Origin of the sequence: Ureibacillus suwonensis (genome assembly GCF_042655065.1) — a bacterium.
GTDB lineage: Bacteria > Bacillota > Bacilli > Bacillales_A > Planococcaceae > Ureibacillus > Ureibacillus suwonensis.
In genome coordinates, this window is sequence record NZ_JBHSNQ010000172.1 from 1 (window position 1) to 18,058 (window position 18,058).

The 18,058-nt window shown below is 39.5% G+C and carries 13 protein-coding genes, 1 pseudogene and 1 CRISPR repeat array; of the genes and pseudogenes, 10 read left to right on the top strand and 4 right to left on the bottom strand.

What is annotated here, in order from left to right:
* From cas1 to ACFPOH_RS12920, 3 genes are all read left to right on the top strand, one after another.
* A partial coding sequence (gene cas1, locus ACFPOH_RS12910; RefSeq protein WP_390310019.1) for a type II CRISPR-associated endonuclease Cas1 occupies positions 1-1,079 on the top strand: 1,079 nt, incomplete at its 5' end.
* Positions 1,080-1,083: 4 nt separating this feature from the next.
* Entirely contained in the window at positions 1,084-1,392 is a 309-nt protein-coding gene (gene cas2 / locus ACFPOH_RS12915) for a CRISPR-associated endonuclease Cas2 (protein WP_390310021.1), read from the top strand.
* Entirely contained in the window at positions 1,389-2,348 is a 960-nt protein-coding gene (locus ACFPOH_RS12920) for a hypothetical protein (protein WP_390310023.1), read from the top strand. Before cas2 ends, ACFPOH_RS12920 begins: the two co-directional genes overlap by 4 nt.
* Positions 2,349-2,384: 36 nt before the next feature.
* Positions 2,385-3,873: a CRISPR direct-repeat array (repeat unit 36 nt; unit sequence GTTTCGGTACTCTCCAGTTTTTCGGTATAGTTGAAT).
* A gap of 271 nt (positions 3,874-4,144) precedes the next feature.
* Here the strand turns inward: ACFPOH_RS12920 and ACFPOH_RS12925 are convergent.
* Positions 4,145-6,655, bottom strand: a complete 2,511-nt coding sequence (locus tag ACFPOH_RS12925) for a transglycosylase domain-containing protein (RefSeq protein WP_390310025.1) — start codon at positions 6,653-6,655, stop codon at positions 4,145-4,147.
* A gap of 332 nt (positions 6,656-6,987) precedes the next feature.
* Here ACFPOH_RS12925 and ACFPOH_RS12930 point away from each other — a divergent pair, with 332 nt between their 5' ends.
* From ACFPOH_RS12930 to ACFPOH_RS12960, 7 genes are all read left to right on the top strand, one after another.
* A complete protein-coding gene (locus ACFPOH_RS12930; RefSeq protein ID WP_390310027.1) occupies positions 6,988-7,851 on the top strand; it encodes a transporter substrate-binding domain-containing protein in 864 nt (287 codons plus the stop codon).
* Between the two features lie 125 nt (positions 7,852-7,976).
* Positions 7,977-8,516, top strand: a complete 540-nt coding sequence (locus ACFPOH_RS12935; protein ID WP_390310029.1) for a cysteine hydrolase family protein — start codon at positions 7,977-7,979, stop codon at positions 8,514-8,516.
* A gap of 162 nt (positions 8,517-8,678) precedes the next feature.
* Positions 8,679-9,764 carry a glycosyl hydrolase lipoprotein gene (locus ACFPOH_RS12940; protein WP_390310031.1) on the top strand — a complete coding sequence of 362 codons (1,086 nt, stop codon included), beginning with the start codon at positions 8,679-8,681 and terminating at the stop codon, positions 9,762-9,764.
* A 220-nt stretch (positions 9,765-9,984) separates the two neighbouring features.
* Complete coding sequence (locus ACFPOH_RS12945) at positions 9,985-10,608, top strand: GGDEF domain-containing protein (protein WP_342470401.1); 624 nt, start codon at positions 9,985-9,987, stop codon at positions 10,606-10,608.
* Positions 10,598-12,313: a DUF2334 domain-containing protein gene (locus ACFPOH_RS12950; protein WP_390310033.1), complete on the top strand. Its 1,716-nt coding sequence runs from the start codon at positions 10,598-10,600 to the stop codon at positions 12,311-12,313. The genes ACFPOH_RS12945 and ACFPOH_RS12950 overlap by 11 nt, the downstream gene beginning before the upstream one ends.
* Positions 12,313-13,593: a glycosyltransferase family 2 protein gene (locus ACFPOH_RS12955; RefSeq protein WP_390310035.1), complete on the top strand. Its 1,281-nt coding sequence runs from the start codon at positions 12,313-12,315 to the stop codon at positions 13,591-13,593. The genes ACFPOH_RS12950 and ACFPOH_RS12955 overlap by 1 nt, the downstream gene beginning before the upstream one ends.
* The gene (locus tag ACFPOH_RS12960) at positions 13,590-15,677 is read left to right on the top strand and encodes a cellulose biosynthesis cyclic di-GMP-binding regulatory protein BcsB (RefSeq protein ID WP_390310037.1); all 2,088 of its coding nucleotides are present in this window, start codon (positions 13,590-13,592) and stop codon (positions 15,675-15,677) included. Before ACFPOH_RS12955 ends, ACFPOH_RS12960 begins: the two co-directional genes overlap by 4 nt.
* A gap of 722 nt (positions 15,678-16,399) precedes the next feature.
* Here ACFPOH_RS12960 and ACFPOH_RS12965 read toward each other — a convergent pair.
* From ACFPOH_RS12965 to ACFPOH_RS12975, 3 genes and pseudogenes are all read right to left on the bottom strand, one after another.
* Positions 16,400-17,164, bottom strand: coding sequence for an SDR family oxidoreductase (locus ACFPOH_RS12965; RefSeq protein WP_390310039.1), 765 nt, complete (start codon positions 17,162-17,164; stop codon positions 16,400-16,402).
* Positions 17,161-17,841, bottom strand: a complete 681-nt coding sequence (locus tag ACFPOH_RS12970; protein WP_390310041.1) for an ABC transporter substrate-binding protein — start codon at positions 17,839-17,841, stop codon at positions 17,161-17,163. The genes ACFPOH_RS12965 and ACFPOH_RS12970 overlap by 4 nt, the downstream gene beginning before the upstream one ends.
* A gap of 3 nt (positions 17,842-17,844) precedes the next feature.
* Positions 17,845-18,058 (bottom strand): annotated as a pseudogene (locus ACFPOH_RS12975) (IS4 family transposase); the annotation flags it as partial.

An 18,058-nucleotide genomic window follows, 5' to 3' on the forward strand; every position in this document is an offset into this window, starting at 1 on the left:
CCCACAACATACTGAAATGGGCCGCAAATTCCCAAATCAATTTCAAAAATAAGGAAACAGAGCGAATGGAAAAACTCATTGTTTTCTCCATTCGCTCTGTTTTTATGGACTTTTTAGACAAGCCCTTGATTTATTCATTATTGGTAAATTTTTTTATTAATGAAAAAAGGAGGAATTTTTTGAGCTGGAGAATTGTCTATATTTCAGAAGCCGAAGAAATGAGATTATATTTAGATAATTTGAAAGTGGTAAAAGATGAACAAGAAATTTTAATCCCTCTATCAGATATCCATACAATTATTGTAGATAATCAAAATACGACTGTGACTGGAAGATTGATTAATAAATTATCGGAATATCATATTTTATTAATTTTTTGTGATGAGACACATAACCCAAACATGTTTTGTTTAGGTTTATATAGTCATTATAGGGTATATGGAATGCTTTATAAGCAACTAGAATGGGATGAAAAAATAAAAGATGAAATATGGAAGAAAATAGTGCAAATTAAAATTTATAATCAAACATCAATTTTAAAACTTTTAAAGAAAAATCCAGAAGTGATACAAAGAATGATTCAGTTTGCAAATGCTGTTGAACCTGGTGATGTAACGAATAGAGAAGGTGTTGCAGCTTCATTGTATTTTAAAGAATTGTTAGGAGATTCTTTTAGAAGGGAAAGAGGAGCAGTTGACGCTTTTAATTCAGCTCTAAATTATGGTTATATTGTTTTGCGTTCTTGTGTTGCAAGAGCGATTACAGCCCACGGATTGCATCCTGCATTAGGAATAGGTCATCGCAATCAATACAATGCCTTCAATTTAGTGGATGATTGTATGGAAGTATTTCGGCCAGTCATTGATTTGTGGGTGGTATTAACTGTTAAAGAAGATGATTATTTAACGAGAGAAATGAAACAGCAACTTATCGCTCGATTAAGTTCGAAAATCAACATTGGGGGACAAAAACAAACAGTATTAAATGCAATCGACCTGTTTGTTCAATCGTTTATTAAAGCGATGAACAACAGAGACATCGAATTCTTAGTATTTCCTACAGATGGGATCGCCATATAATTTTATGAGATTACTTTTGTTTTTTGATCTCCCAATGAATACAAAAACTGAACGTAGAATTTACGCAAAATTCAGAAAAATACTGATATCTGATGGGTTTATTATGCTTCAGTTTTCAGTGTATGTAAAAATCTTTCCGAATCGGGATGCATTGATTCAATATACAGAACGGTTAAAAAGAAATTTGCCTGCAAAAGGTTCTATTAGGATTATGGCTGTAACAGAAAAACAATATGGAAATATGCAGGTGCTAGTAGGAGGTAAGAGTTTGCAAGAATCAACGTTGAATAACGAATCGATGGTGATTTTATGAAATTATGGCATGTTGAGATGATGGATGAAATCGTTACATTAGATATAGGAAGAATTACCATTTTGAAAGGTTCACACAAAAAATGGTTTAGAATAGCTCGAAGAATTCAAGATTTTTTCTCAAATCGCACATCTGAAGTGAAAATTTATGAAGATGGTCAGCTTATAAATAAAGGCGACTGGGAATGTTTCATGATCCCATATAATGAGTCAATTCATCTAGATAAAATAAATTCAAAGTCTCCATTGCAATTCATTCATGAAAAAATTGTTGATTCATTAGTCTCCTCTCCTCAATATGAAGCGATTTTGGAAGAATGGGAAATATTAAAAGAGGAAGAAGAAGTTATTAATAAAATGATATTAGAAAAGTTTGATTTGCAGTTTGAATTAAAGGAGTTTGATGCGCCCTATTTAAAGGATTTCATTGTTTTGTCTAGTAAAAAAGGAATGTTAACTCCGATTGATATCAAAATTCTTGCTTTAAAGTTGTTGTTGGAAAAAGAATTAATGAAGCGTTTATTAATTATTGTTGAGTTACCGGAATTATATGCAGAGGAACATGAGTTGGGAGAGTTATTGTTTCTTTTAAATCAATTGGTTAATCGTGGATGTATGGTCATGATGATTACAAACATCGATGATATAAAGGGGAGAAGAAATTGGATTTTAAAAGGGGAAGTGGTTAATGAGGCGAAGTTGGAAATGTTAAAACCAAAAGTATTTAATACGGTACCACTTCCAATTGATAATGAGGATTTTTTAATTGCGAAAGATACTTTGTTAAGTTCTGTGGATAAAGTAAGTTTGGAAAGGATTTTTTCTTTAGATTTAAGAGATATCCACAATAAACATATTGTCATTTTGTATATCATTTTAAAATTGTTGGGGATTGAATGGAAAGTTGATTTTACTACCTTTCCGGCAAATCTCAGAAAATTTTTTGCAGGGTACTGAACATAATTTAGACTTTTGTTATAATGAATAGCAGAGGTTTCGGTACTCTCCAGTTTTTCGGTATAGTTGAATTCTGTTGATGGTACTTGGTATTAATTTGTGGGTTTCGGTACTCTCCAGTTTTTCGGTATAGTTGAATTTCCGGCAAAAGTTCTATTCGACAAATGGGGTTTCGGTACTCTCCAGTTTTTCGGTATAGTTGAATATTTCCTTCACTTCTGTAATGGGAGTATCAGTTTCGGTACTCTCCAGTTTTTCGGTATAGTTGAATAGAATCCGCAGCTACATTCAAGATAACGGGGTTTCGGTACTCTCCAGTTTTTCGGTATAGTTGAATCAAATGTCGGGTCCCGCGGTCAAGTGGATTGTTTCGGTACTCTCCAGTTTTTCGGTATAGTTGAATATCGCATTTACGATAGGTTGAAAATTCAGTGTTTCGGTACTCTCCAGTTTTTCGGTATAGTTGAATTATGCATAAGAAAAAGCCACACTCCATCGAGTTTCGGTACTCTCCAGTTTTTCGGTATAGTTGAATGGATCAACTGACTCAACAGCATTCTGACAGGTTTCGGTACTCTCCAGTTTTTCGGTATAGTTGAATTCGAAGTCAATGGTAAAAATATCGTTCGTGGTTTCGGTACTCTCCAGTTTTTCGGTATAGTTGAATTGCAGGCTTTCACACTCAATGTCGCACCATGTTTCGGTACTCTCCAGTTTTTCGGTATAGTTGAATCGGCTGCGAAGTGGGGTATTAATTTACAATGTTTCGGTACTCTCCAGTTTTTCGGTATAGTTGAATTCGTTTTTATCGTTTCATGTCCTAATCGTTGTTTCGGTACTCTCCAGTTTTTCGGTATAGTTGAATCACGTTCTTTTAATGGTTTGTCGGCATTACGTTTCGGTACTCTCCAGTTTTTCGGTATAGTTGAATATTTTTGTATCTGCTAGCTCCATCTAAAATGTTTCGGTACTCTCCAGTTTTTCGGTATAGTTGAATTTGCTCTTGCCCATCTAGTCGATAGTGCACGTTTCGGTACTCTCCAGTTTTTCGGTATAGTTGAATTTTGATATGCTCTTGCCATTTTAATGCCTCGTTTCGGTACTCTCCAGTTTTTCGGTATAGTTGAATTTTTTGTTTTGTACTTTCCATTTTCCTTATGTTTCGGTACTCTCCAGTTTTTCGGTATAGTTGAATTGATGTACTTATCAACTTCTTTGTCATAATGTTTCGGTACTCTCCAGTTTTTCGGTATAGTTGAATTGATATCGTAGGTAAGCTCGGTAATAATGCGTTTCGGTACTCTCCAGTTTTTCGGTATAGTTGAATCAATATCTGTTACTACATCAGCAAAGGTCAGTTTCGGTACTCTCCAGTTTTTCGGTATAGTTGAATTTTGGCGGTATGGGTTTGTTGATTGGACAAGTTTCGGTACTCTCCAGTTTTTCGGTATAGTTGAATCGGCTGCCAAATTGAAGTGACTGACAAGATGTTTCGGTACTCTCCAGTTTTTCGGTATAGTTGAATGAACCAACGCAAAGAGGTTGCAGAAGCAGGGTTTCGGTACTCTCCAGTTTTTCGGTTATAGTTTGAATAATTAATTATATTGATTTTGATAGTTTGGGTAGGTGAATATGAACGAAGACTTTAAAAATGAACTGCACCCCAATTGTTAGCATATCTGACTAATGGAGGTGCAGTTTTTACTAACTAAATATTTACAAATACGATAATATTTCCCTTCCAAAAAACTCCAAGACACATAAGAAAATCTATTTTTATGTTTATCTGGTTTATTCTAATAATTTTCCATCTTCTTTTCCTCTGCCGGCGCTTCATTTATCGGCACCGCATCTTCTACCACAACCGGTTTTTCTTCCTCAGCCGGTTTTTCCTCTTCAATCGGCTCAGCTTCTTCCGGCGGTTTTGTTTCCGTATTACCATTTGGCGCTGGTTGGTTATGTTGAGCACCTTCATTTTTCGGTGGATTGGATGGATTTGAACCGCCATGATTGGATGCGCCATTGGAAGGAGCATTACTGCTGGAAGTCTTTTCCGCTTCAGGTGGATGTTCCGGTGGGGTATTGCCCTGGGATTCAGTTGTTGCTTCTTTTGAAACGGGCACCGCCTTTGCCGCTTTTTCCCGCTTGATTTTTTCTTGTTTAACCAGCAATTTTTTTCCATCCATTTGGTGGGCGATTTGTATCTCGTAAAAAATTTCAGGCACCAATTCTTTGATCCAGCCGCTTCTTGCTTCTTTTGACACTTCGCCTGTGCTTGGATTTTTGTACATCCAGGCCAACCGTTTCTGGCTGAAGCCGATATCCTTTAATCCTTTATGGATCTGCTCCGAATACTCCTTCCAAATGTGACGGGATGGATCATAATTCGGTCCCATCGGTTTCGGAATATCATATCCGGTCCAGACAACGGTTGAGTGATAAGGGGTAACCCCCGCAAACCATTTATCATGATAATCATTGGTTGTACCGGTTTTGGCAGCCGTCGTCATGCCGCTTAAACCAAATCCGTAAGCTGTGCCGTTCGGCTGATTCACCACATCTTTCAAAATCTCCAGCATCAGATTGGCGGCTCCGGCATCATAGATTTTTTTCGTTTTGCGTTCATTTTGATATAGGACTTCATCGTGTACGATATCCACTATTTTTTCGATGCCTGTCGGTTTGATGAAATTGCCGTCATTGGCCAATGTCGCATAGGCGCTTGCCATTTCCAGCGTATTGGTTCCGTATGTGAATCCGCCATAAGCGATTCCCACATGATCATCTTCCGGAACGAGACCGGAGAATTCCATTTTGCGCAAATAAGCCAACATCTTCTTAGGTCCCATTTCCATTCCCAATTGATAGGGGATGGTGTTGACGGAGCGGGCTACAGCTTCTCGCAATGTCATATAACCCGCATAAGTTCCGGTTGCATTCTGTGGACCGTTATCCATTTTTTGATCATTCATGACAGAAGACGCCAACCGGTTCCCTTGAAACACCGGTGTATAGACAATGATCGGTTTGATGGTCGATCCCGGCTGACGATAAGATAAAAACGCCCGGTTGTAGCTGTTCGGAACGTCTTCCTGTGTACGGCCGCCGACAATGGCGAGCACATCGCCCGTTTTGTTTTCAATGGTCACGGCTGAACCTTGCATTTCGAAAATGCCGGTTTCCGGATTTTTGGATGTAAATGGGGCAAGGTGTGTATTAATCGTTTCCTGCAACAGCTTTTGTTTCTGTGAATCGATCGTCGTATAAATCTCATAACCGCCGTTCCGGATTTTTTGATTCCATTCCAAAAAACGCTCATTATAGTCTTTCATATATTTTTCGCGTTCCGCATGGCTGTCAAACCAGTACTGAAATTTGAACCCTTCCTTTTCCATCATGATTTTTGCCGCACTGCTCAATGCAAAAGAGACTTCATAGGTTTCCGGTTCCAGGATTTTTTCAGGCATATTCAATTTGATTTCTTCTGATATGGCTTTCGAATACTGTTTCTCATCTATCATTTCATATTCCAACATTTTTTTCAGAATTAAATCGCGTCTTTTCAGCGTATTTTCCATATGATGAACCGGATTATATTTGGACGGATTGTTCGGAATGGCGGTTAAAAAGGCGATTTCGGATAAAGTCAAATCTTTGACCGATTTGTTGAAGTATGTTTTTGCCGCCGTTTCGATTCCGTATGCGCCGTTTGCATAGTTGATATTGTTCAAATAAAACTCCAAAATTTGCTCTTTATCAAATTTTTTCTCCAGTTTTGCCGCGATTAAAATTTCCATGATTTTGCGTTTATATGTTTTCTCAAGGGATAAAAATTCCAGTTTCACCAGCTGCTGCGTGATGGTGCTGCCGCCTTGCGTGATGGCGCCCTTATTTTTTACCAATTCCACACCTGCGCGGAGAATCGCCTTCAAGTCGTATCCTTTGTGTTCATAGAATCGGATGTCTTCGATTGCGATTGTTGCATCTTGCACCGTTTTCGGGACATTTTCTATTTCGATATAGTCATAATCGTGGGGCGCCACTGTGGCAATGACATTTCCATCCCTGTCAAAAATGACCGTCTCTTCTTTGTTTTTGAATGTATTTTCTGTCGTGTTTTCCACTTTTTCACTTGCTTCATTCATCATGGAAAGTACATCGTCTTTATAAGTTAATGCGATGATTAGTGCTATTAAAATGAATAGTGCTGTTCCCAATAGGGAGATTTGAAGGGATCGGATCATCAACCTTTTCAATTGTTCATTTTCTCTTAATTTTTGATAAAGTTCCGGTAGTTTGCGTTTCAAATTACCTTGCTCCTTTCGCAATTTGAAACTTTCTACCCCCAGTTTTTTTAGATTTTCATATTTTTATACTTCCAATCTAAAAATTATTTTTTTTGATGAACATCCAATCTTTGAATCAAGGGTTCTCACGTACAGATGCTATGTATATTCTTTGAAAATCGGTTTATCACAATCCTGTTTGATGTTTAACAGAAAATACAAAAACCGTCATGGACACAAAAACTGACAACATGATTCTTCTGAAAACTGGCTATTTCGATTTTTTTCCATTCTGTTACAATGATTAAAAATTAGTAAACAAATAAGAATTTAAGAATAAAGGGGAATGGAGAATGAAGGCAAAAAAACTTTTGGCGATTGTGCTTGCTTCCGCAGCGCTTCTTACTGCTTGCGGGGACACGACGGAAACGGGAACTGAACCGGCAAAACAAGATACTGAATCCAAAGAAGTCAAAAAAGTGAAAGTCGCGTTTTCCCAAGATGGAAGACCGATGGCGTATGTGGATGAAAATGGCGAACCGGCCGGCTATGATGTGGATGCGATGCGCCTTGTCGATGAGTACTTGGAAGATTACGAATTTGAATTTATCCCGACAAGCTCTGAAGATATTTTTATCGGCGTTGAGCAGGGAAAATATGATGTCGGTGTGAAAAACGCCTTTTATACGGAAGAGCGTACAAAAAGCTTCCTTTATCCAAAAGAATTTTTGGGGCTCAGCAGTGTGGGGTTTGTGTTGAAAGCCGATAAAGCGGATATCCATAGTTTGAGCGATTTTGCTTCCGCAGGATATACCCTTGCGCCAATCGCTGCAAGCAGTGCCCAATATACATTGGTTGATGAATATAATAAAGCCAACCCGAACAACCAAGTGAAACTGAAAGCAGGAGATGAGTTCAACCTGGATGTGGTGCAATGGGTGAATGAAGGACGGGTCGATGGAGGAATTATCATCGAAGCCATGTACAATGCGCAAGTGGCCGATGAAAATGGGCCATACCACCAATTCAAAGATGATCTCGTCTACAATGAATTTGCCGTAATCAAAACGTGGCCGCTTTTCAACAAGAAAAACACAGAGCTTGCTGCAGCATATGACGAAGCGATGAAGGAAATCAAAAAGACGGACAAATTGAACAAATTAATGGAACAATATTATGGCAAAGATTTGTTCCCGCTGCTTGAAGCAAGCCAATGATATTTTGATGGCACGCAGTTTCGTGCCATTTTTTTATGGAAGGAATCACCTGTCATGGCCACAAAATTTCAGCTTGTTCATGATAAAATAGATGTAAAGAATAATATGGAAAAGAAGGTGTCGGTATGAAAGAGGCGTTGTTGATCGTGGATATGAGCAATGACTTTGTGGCGGATGACGGCAGTTTGACAGCGGGAAAACCAGCACAGGAAATTGTTCCATATATTGTGGAAAAAGCAAATGAATTTTTGGAGAAGGATCATATTGTTGTTTTTGCCATGGATGCCCATCAAGAAAACGACCCGCATTTTGAATTATGGCCTACCCACAATGTGGTGGGCACAAAGGGACAGCAGTTGTACGGAGAGCTATATACCTGGTATGAAGCCCATAAAGACCATCCCAATGTCATCATGCAGCCGAAAGAAAATTACAATGCGTTCTTCAACACAGGGCTTGCGGACAAGTTGCGTTCCCGTGGTGTTGAGAAGGTTCATGTGTGCGGCGTATGCACGGACATTTGCGACTTTTTGACGGTTGCAGGGGCTGATGCGGAAGGGTTCAAAACGGCCGTTCATAAGCGGGGCGTTGCGACATTTACGGATCAAGGCGATTCGTTTATTGAACATATGAAAAGATGCTTCTTTACGGAAGTGGTGGAGTAGACAAACCTCCGAAGCTTGAATGCTTCGGAGGTTTTTTACATAAATATTGGTACCCTAGGAAACAATTATATATATATCTATCTACCTTAAAGGAATAAAATTGACTAGTAATTAAGTTGTGGTTATGATATGTTCATCCCCATTTATTGGAGTGGTTGTTTGTTGAGAAAAGGAATGATCTTCATCATCCTTGTATCAATTGTTTCAATGTCCTTTTTTGGCATCCGGTTTATGGAAAATAAAGAAACTATTGATATGAAGGAAGAATTGGCAGCCGAACAATTTATCAAAAAGCATCTTTACGAAGAAAACGGCCTGATCAAAACCGATTTGAAGGGACAATCGAATGTCTATTTGGCTGAAACGACCGGATTGTGGATGGAATATTTGGTGAAGAAAGATGATTATCTTGAGTTCAAAAAACAGGCAAAAGTATTAAAACTTTTCAAAGAAGATAGTCAGTTGATTTCATGGAAAATTGACGGAAATAGGAAAGCACCTGCGAATGCCTTGATCGATGATTTGAGAATCATTCAGGCGCTTGAAGAAGCGTCGGATCGATGGGGGATTCCGAAATATAGAAAAATGGCGCGTCAAATGGGGAAGGATATTGTCCGCTACAACATGGAAAATGATTATTTTATTGACCATGCGGATATAAAAACAAAGCATAAGGCGGATTTTATCACATTAAGTTATTTAAATCCAAAAGCGATCCATTTTTTTCTGGAAGAAGAATTGATCGATGAATCCCAGTACCTGTTGAATCGGGAGGTTCTCGTCAATGCGCCGGTATCAAAAAACGGATTTTTCCCTATCACCTATTATCCTTCAAGGAATGAATATGAATTTGAGCGGGAAGTGAATTTGATTAATCAATATTACATCGGCTATTACCGCGCTTTATGGGGTGGCGATGTTTCTTCTTTGATCCGGTTCACAAAAGAATCTTTGGAAAAGTATGGAGGCGTTCTTTATGGAAGATTTTCCAGTGAAACGAAGGAGCCGGCTGTGGAATATGAAGGGGCTTCCGTTTATGCCCTGGCGATTTTAATGTGCTTGCAAGCCGGTGAAGATGATTTGGCAAGACAGCTGTTTTACAAAATGAAAGAGTTGCAAGTACTTGATGCTTCCGCTGAATATTACGGGGGATATATCAACTTGGACAGCCTTGAAACCCATACGTTTGACAACCTTTTACCTTTAATCGCAGAGAGGGAGGCCATTGATGAAGGGGTTTTTTACTAGAAAAGCATACATATCTTTGAAAATCTTTTTTCTCATTGTCAGTAGTCATTTAATGCTCATTTATCTATGGCCGAAGGGGAATTCAAGTAAGCTGCTATTTTTAACTTATCTGGTGATTACTTTATGTTCCCTGTTTTTTGGCACGCTGGCCAGTTTAATCATCACGTTGATTTTTATCTTTTTTTTGGGCTCGTTTTATATGTTTGACAGCATGCATATAGTGAATTCAGCTTTTATTGAAAGATTTTTGCATCCCCAAACTTTTCTCATTTATGGTTTCGGTTTGCTGATTACAAGTATGCTTGGCGGCAATATTCAACATGAAATCCGGAGAATGGTGAATCAAATCGATCTGTTAAAGCAAGAGGTGGAACAATTTGTGGCGATTGATACGGAAACTTTTTTCGATAATGCACAAAGAATGGAAATTGAATTGCAGAGAGAAATGAAACGGATCGACCGCTACGGAGGGAAATTCACTGTACTGTTTTTTGAATTGGATTATTATAAAGAGTTTTTAAAGGCTTACGGGCAAGAGGAGATGGAGCATTTATTAAAGACGATAGGAGAAAAGGTAAGTAATAATTTGCGTTTATCTGATAAAAAGTTTCGATATAGCGAAAACAAATTTGCCTTTTTTTTAATTGAAACGCCGAAAGAGCACGTTGATATTGTGGCGGAAAAGTTGGCGAATTGTTTAAAAATCCATCAATTGAAGAACGGTAAAACTGTTACATTGAATTTCCATGTCAGTTATGGGGAGTACAACAGTGAAATGAAAGAAATCAATTACAAAAATTTCATTGAAGAAATAGAACGGGAGACGGTCTTTTATGACCTTTGACAGACGTGTGTTGTACAGTGCCACGTTTATGGTTTTGCTACTCATTTTCAATCCTCTGACGGCTTTTGCGGAAGGCCGATTCATTTCATTGGATGAAAGAAAAGTGACGTTGATTTATTACGGTTCGGATGAAGGGTCGATGAAAAATGTGCATTTTCTTGATGGCACATTAAGCGGATTGTTTGAACATGTAGAGCTTGTCAATTTGGATGATGTGAACGCAGAGAAGCTCAGGAATTCAGAAATCATTGTTTTTTATTCGGCCTATGAAATCGATGACCAAAAGAAATTAAACCTTTTTTCCGATTATGAAGGATTTGTTTTGGGGATCGGTGACGGAGCTTTACATCTACCGCAATTTTCTGATTGGACCATTTCAGGAAAACAATCCGTTTTTTCCATAGGGGAAAAAAAGTTGGAGCGCCCAATGGAAATTTTAAAAATTGAACCTGCAGAACAGATGGAAGTGATCGAATGGGGGCAAAAGTTTGAGGAACGGTTTCCCGTCATTTTAAAGAATTCGGCGAAAGGGTTTGTGGATTTTAATACGTTTGATTCGGAACGGAGATTTATTTTCTCGAAAAGTTTATTCAGCCTTTTTCAGTTGGAGGAACCCGAAATTCATCCGGCTTATATAAGACTGGAGGATATATCCCCGGTATCCGATCCGAAGCAGGTTTCAGAGACGGCCGCTTATTTATTGGATAAAGGCATTCCGGTGTATTTAGTCATTATTCCTGTATACATCAATCCTGAAACGGGAAAAAAAGTCACCCTTGATGATGCCCCGGATTTGAAAAAGGTGCTGGAGCAGTTGGTGAGCCGAGGCGCTTATGTCATTTCCCACGGTTATACCCATACATATCATTCTACTGAAACGGGTGAAGGATTTGAGTTTTGGGATTCGGTCATGAATCAGCCGATTACAGCTTTAGCTGCTGACGAATCGGTGGCAAAGATCAAGTCGCGTGATGAATTTTCGAGTTTGGAAGAATATGGGGAATATTTGCGTTCGTTGCAACAGATTGAAAGTCAATATACGAAAAATAAATTGGAAAATTCCATCCATTCTTTGACGAATTGGGGGCTTCCACCCACGGCTTTTGAGGCACCCCATTATGCAATGAGTTCAAATGGTTATCGGGTGGCATCCCAATATTTCTCGGCCATTTTTGGACAAATGCAAGTTTCTGATACGGACTGGAAAGTGATGACCGCCCCTTTATTTATCAGTTCTCCGGCGATTTTAAACGGTATGACATTATATCCGGAAACGATCGGGTACGTAAATCCGGATAGCTTAGATCCGATTGGTGAAGTGGAAGAAGTATTGGATGAAGTGGCGGAAGTTCCGGGGGCGGTCATTGGCGGAATATATCACCCCTATTTGGGAATGGAGTATTTGGAGGAGTTTGTAAGTTTATTTGAAAAAGTGCCAAATCTACAGTGGATTGAATTGGATCAATATCCTCATTCAGTTCAAACGGATTACGTTCAAATAAGTATGCCTGGGGATGGGCGCATTTTGGTCAAGGAAGAATTCCCGTGGCAAACCAAAATCACGAATTATTTCAAGGACAATCCGGTAGAAGCTTTGCTTTGGGTGATCGTAGCAGTTACGGGAATATTTTTGAGCATTTTTATAGTGTATATCTTCTTTTTAAGAATCCGTTACCGGAAACAGCTGTTTGAGGAGAGAAACTGATGGCAAATTATTTATTTTATATATCACTCGCATTTATTTGGATCATGCTGCTTTACCATATGTTTTTGGCCCAGGGCGGGTACAGGCATTTTAAAACTTTTGAAAAAGTGATCCCCAAATGGGAACAAAAAATGAACGAAATGGACTTGCCGACAGTAAATGTGTTCATACCTGCGCATAATGAAGAAGTGGTGATTAAACAAACGTTGACGGCGATGTCCAGATTATATTATCCAAAAGACAAATTGGAAGTCATTTTGATTGCGGATAATTGCAGCGACCGAACGAAAGAAATAGGGGAGGAGTTTGCGGCGCAATTCCCCTTCATCCGGGTTGTTGAAACGGTGGGCGAATATAAGGGAAGAGGAAAATCCAGTGCATTGAATTTTGCATTAAAAGAATCAAAGGGAGAAATCATTGTTGTTTATGATGCGGACAACACGCCGGAGAGAAAAGCGGTATGGAATTTGGTGATGGGGCTTGTCAATGACGAAGGTGCCGCCGCGGTTGTAGGGAAGTTCCGGGTCATCAATGCGGCCAGCACATGGCTTACAAAGTTTATTAATATTGAAACCATCACTTTTCAATGGTTGGCCCAAGCAGGGAGATATTTTTGGTTCAAAATCGCAACCATTCCCGGAACCAATTTCGCCATTCGCAGAAGCATCCTGGATCAGCTGAATGGGTGGGATACCTCCGCATTGACGGAAGATACGGAATTGACCATTCGAATCTATAACCTTGGTTACTATATCCGGTTTTTCCCTGCCGCTGTCACGTGGGAGCAAGAGCCGGAAACCTTTAAAGTATGGTGGCGGCAGCGGACGCGATGGGCGAGGGGAAATCAATATGTTGTACTGAAATTTTTAAAAAATCTGTTGCGCTTGAACAGCCGAAAGATGATGTTCGACCTTTTTTACTTCTTTTTCACCTACTTCATTTTTTTCTTTGGCGTCATTTTATCCAATGCAATATTCGTCGTGAATTTATTTCACGAATTGGATTTGCAAATCGGTTCAGTCGCCCTCGTGCTTTGGGGAATGGCCACTTTGCTATTTTTGACGGAAATTATGATTGCCTTGAGTATTGAAAAGAATCAGTTAACGGCAGGAAATATCTTCTATACCCTGCTCATGTATTTCACCTACTCGCAAATGTGGATTGTACTGGTAATCAATGCACTATTTTTGGAACTGAAACGGATCATTAGAAAAGAGGAATCTGTTTGGTATAAAACGGAACGGTTCTCTGTAAATAAAAAGGAGGAAAAGACGGTTTGAATAGAGCTCTACATTGGATAATTCTTCTCGGGTCCTTTTTCATTTTTTTCTCTATTCATATAAACGAAACCCAGGCTGTAGAACTTCAGGGGATCCCTATTGAATTATCCGGAGAAACCAAAGCAGCTTTGACAGATACGCCTATTGAGCTTTTTGGTCCCACTGCCGAAACCAATTTCTACTACAATATTTATTCAAAATTGGAAGAGCGAGATTATTATGTTCAATTTGAAGTTTCGAATTCAGAGTTATTGATTGAGCCATCCACACTGACCATCAAAATTGATGGCGAACCGGTCCAGTCGGTATCTCTTGCAGGGACCACTTCACAAACAATAAAAGTAAATTTGAACCATGCCGCATTAGAAGAAGGGACGCATACAATCACCGTTGTTTTTTCCGGCAATATTGCCGCCGGGGTCTGTTTGCCTCAAAATACAACCGGGAATTGGGTGAAGATTCTTCCATCTTCTTTTATCAACTTATATCCGTATAATAATCAGCATGGTCTCAGTTTAAAAGACTATCCTGAACGGTATTTGGGCTCTGAAAGTCAGGAAGTATTGGTTATTATTCCGACGAAACCGTCTACGGAAACATTGCAAAGTGCATTAATGGTGGCCAACTATTTATCCGGGTTATCCTCTCAGGATCATATTTCCATAGTAAACGAAGATGAGGTGGAAAAAATCACCGGCAATATGGTGGTTGTGGGAGGCGTAGAGGAGTTCCAAGCCGGATGGATGAGAGAATTGCTGCAAGCAAATGGCAAGGAGCCGGTGGAACATTCACTCTACATTTCCCAGCTTCCTTTGACCCAAAACAATCATGCGATTACGGCCTTATTGATTTTAGCCAAACAGCCTGAAGAGATTTTAAACAAAATTTCGATCCTTACAAATGATTACTATATTGAGCAGTTATCAGGGGAATCGATTGAAATTGAACAGTTGCCGGAGATGATTGAAGAAAATGATGAAATTACGTTAAGCAGCTTTGGACTGGATGACCTATTATTGGACAGTAATGATTCAAAATCGCAAACATACTTTTATTATTTGCCTGTAGATAAGAAATCTGTAAGCCAGCCATCTTTGGAATTGAAATTAAAGAAAACGCAATCGATTAAAAACGCCAAATCCGCTGAAGAATTATCGATATCAGACACGCAAGTGGAGTTGATAGTCTACATTAACGACATCCCTCATTCCATTGATATCAACTCTTTGAAGGAAGACAAGGAGGGGAATATCACAGTCCGTTTGCCTTTTGATAAAAACATATTAAACGATAACCGATTAATTTCCATTCAGTTTGAAGCGACAGGTTTACGTGTGGAAAATCCATGCGCCGCAACGGATCAGAACCGCTGGATTTATTTGTTTGCCGACAGTGCATTCCATTTTCCAATGAAATCCTCAAATCAGGATATGGATGCGGAACTGTTCTTTAACAGTTTCCCAGTTCCTTTTTCGGATAAAAACAAGGACTTATTGATTGTGCTGCCGGACGAGGAAATTCCCAACAAAGATTTGCAAAATTTGTTCAGCGTTTTAACGTTGAATGGCAAGCTGCCTTCCATCCGGCTGCTTTCTTCTTCAGAAGTGACAGAGGACTTGTTGAATCAGGGGAACGTGATCTTTATTGGTTCTGTCAGTCAACATGACGTATTAAAAAAAGTGGTTGACCGGCTGATCGTCAATTATGAAAATTTAAAACCGCAATTAAGCCGGGCCGGTTTTATTGAGGAAAGCGTGGAGTATTACAGCTTCATGCAAAAAAATCCATGGAATGACGATCATTATATGGCAGTATTCGATCATCTCAAAGATACCGATCATTATTTCAGTTTGGATTTTCTGCAATTTTTATCCGGCTCCAATAACGCCGCTTCCATCGCTGTGCAAACAGGACCGGGTTCTTATTTTACAAATGCACAATTATTAAAAAATGAGGCCGGCCAACAAACGGAGGAGCCGGCGCAATCAAATGAACGGATCATTTGGATTTCCAGCTTCATTGCATTAACCGTCATTTTAGTAATCCTCATCCTGTTTTATTTGAAAAAACGGAAATATTCATAACGCCCGCCTTTGTTGGGAACGGATTGCAAAAATATAAATATTGGCAGAAAGCCGAGGTTGACTTCATCACCTCGGCTTTTTGTGTGCGCCTGGCATGGATGTAATCTATAGGGTGCAAGTCCCGAGCCGTGAAGGCAGAAGTAACGGTTAGCTTAACGCAAGGGTGTCTGTGGTGACGCGGAATCTGAAGGAAGCGAGCGGCAAACTTCCGGTCTGAGGAACACGAACTTCATACAAGGCTAGGTATCATTGGATGAGTTTGCACAACAAAACAAAGTCCTTTCTGCCAAAGGTGATACAGAGTAAATGAAGCAGACAGATGGAAGGAAAGATTACATTCTTACCCGGGGAGGTCTGGCGGATAGGTGAAGTACGCTTCATAACCTACTTAGTGATCAGTAGCTGAACCGTCAGAAGTCAGCAGAGGTCATCGTATTAGTTGGTTTAGAACTACTAAGAAGGACCGAACAATGAAGAGAGAATAGCCCTTGGCATTCAGTGAGTCATGATGAACACAGAAAACGTAGTACCTCACTTGAGGAAGGAAGCGGTGAATCCCGTGGGAGACCTCTTGGAGGGTGGAGTGACCACTGGCATAAGAAGACAAGCTATTCACGGAAGTTATGAAAACTTGCGTCAATGATCTTAATTGAACCGCCGTATACGGAACCGTACGTACGGTGGTGTGAGAGGACGGGAGTTAATCGCTCCCTCCTACTCGATTACATTACAAACCCGCCGTCGACATAAAGAGTTTGTCCAGTCATAAAGCGGCTCCAGTCAGAGGCTAAAAACAGAACAGGACCAGCAATATCTTCTGGAGTGGCAATTCGCTTTAACGGCGTTTGAGCGATAATCAGCTCCTTTAGATTTTCCTTTGTTGTTCGGCTCGCATCTGTTGGATAAACTAGACCAGGGGCGACGCAATTGACGCGGATGCCAAAGGAGCCGACTTCGGCAGCCAAATTTCTACTATACCCCATAAGTGCGGTCTTGGCAGTATTGTATTCATGATACGGGACGATGGGGCGTTCAACTAAGTTTGTAATGATATTAATAATACTGCCCTGGCTTTGTTTTTTCATGATGGGGATGACTGCTTGGCAAATATAATGGGCTGAGCGTACTGCTCCATCAATTTGCCCCTGATAGTCTTCCCATTGCACTTCCCAAGCTAACTTGCGAGTTTCAGGATTAAACTGAAAAGATTTAAAGGCATTGTTAACGACTACATCAATTTTGCCTGCTTCTAATATAATCTCCTCAATCATTTGATTCACAGCCGCTTCAGAAGTAACATCTCCTTGAATGGCATAACCGTCACCACCAAGCTGTATGCATTCAGCTGCCACTTTTTCAGCAAGCATTTTATTCCGCAAATAATTGACAATGACAAAAGCCCCTTCCTTTGCAAAAGCACGAGCAATTGCTACACCAATGCCGCGGCTTGCTCCGGTAACTAGGACAACTTTACCCTCAAAGTTCATTGCTCTGCCTCCAAAAATTCCTCAGTCATGACTTGTGACATGTCCAATTGATTATTCACTAAACCTAACTGTTGATATGTGTCTGCTCCCTTTTGTAATACATCGTCATCAATAGCACCTAATCCTTTTATCTCCGTATCTTCTGAAACTGAAGAAGCATTACGTAGCTTAATTATCTCTAAATTGATGTTTTCATCTTTTCCATCAATAGCAAATTCTTTCGCAAGTTTTGCAGCTTCTTCCGGATTTTCAAGCATCCATTGGGCACTTTCTCTGTATGCGGCAACGAAACGCTTCAACTCCTCTTTTTTCTCTTCGTACGTTTTTTCTGTCACAACAAAGACATCACTTGGTATATTTAAATAATCTTTCACTTCAATTATATTTACATCGCCTAATCCTTTTTGTTTTGCAAGGTATAATCCGGTATCCGTTGCTGTAGTTGCATCCACTTGACCCTGTAATAGTGGGGCAAAATTTGATATGCCTGTTTCCACAATCTTGACATCATCCTCCGTCAAACCAACTTGGTGGAGAAGGATTAATAAGTTTTGTCGCGTTCCACTTGTTAGGCTGTAAACACCAATTGTTTTTCCTTTCAAATCTTCTGGCTTTTCAATACCGCTTTCTTTTAACGCCACAATATTGAACACGTTCTGTGGATAAATATTATAAATAACTCAACTTTCGCACACAGTAATATTTAAGCATTGCTTGATATAATTAGGTATAGTAACCAACCATTTATTCATTTGATTTTTAAAGAAGTCCATGTTTAAAGAAACCTTGGATTCCGCCAAAGTTTGGAAAAGGTCAATAAGCGATTGAAGGGCAGTAATAAAATCTATGTCTTTTACATCTTCGCAAAGGATGTAAAAAAGGTTGCCAATCGTC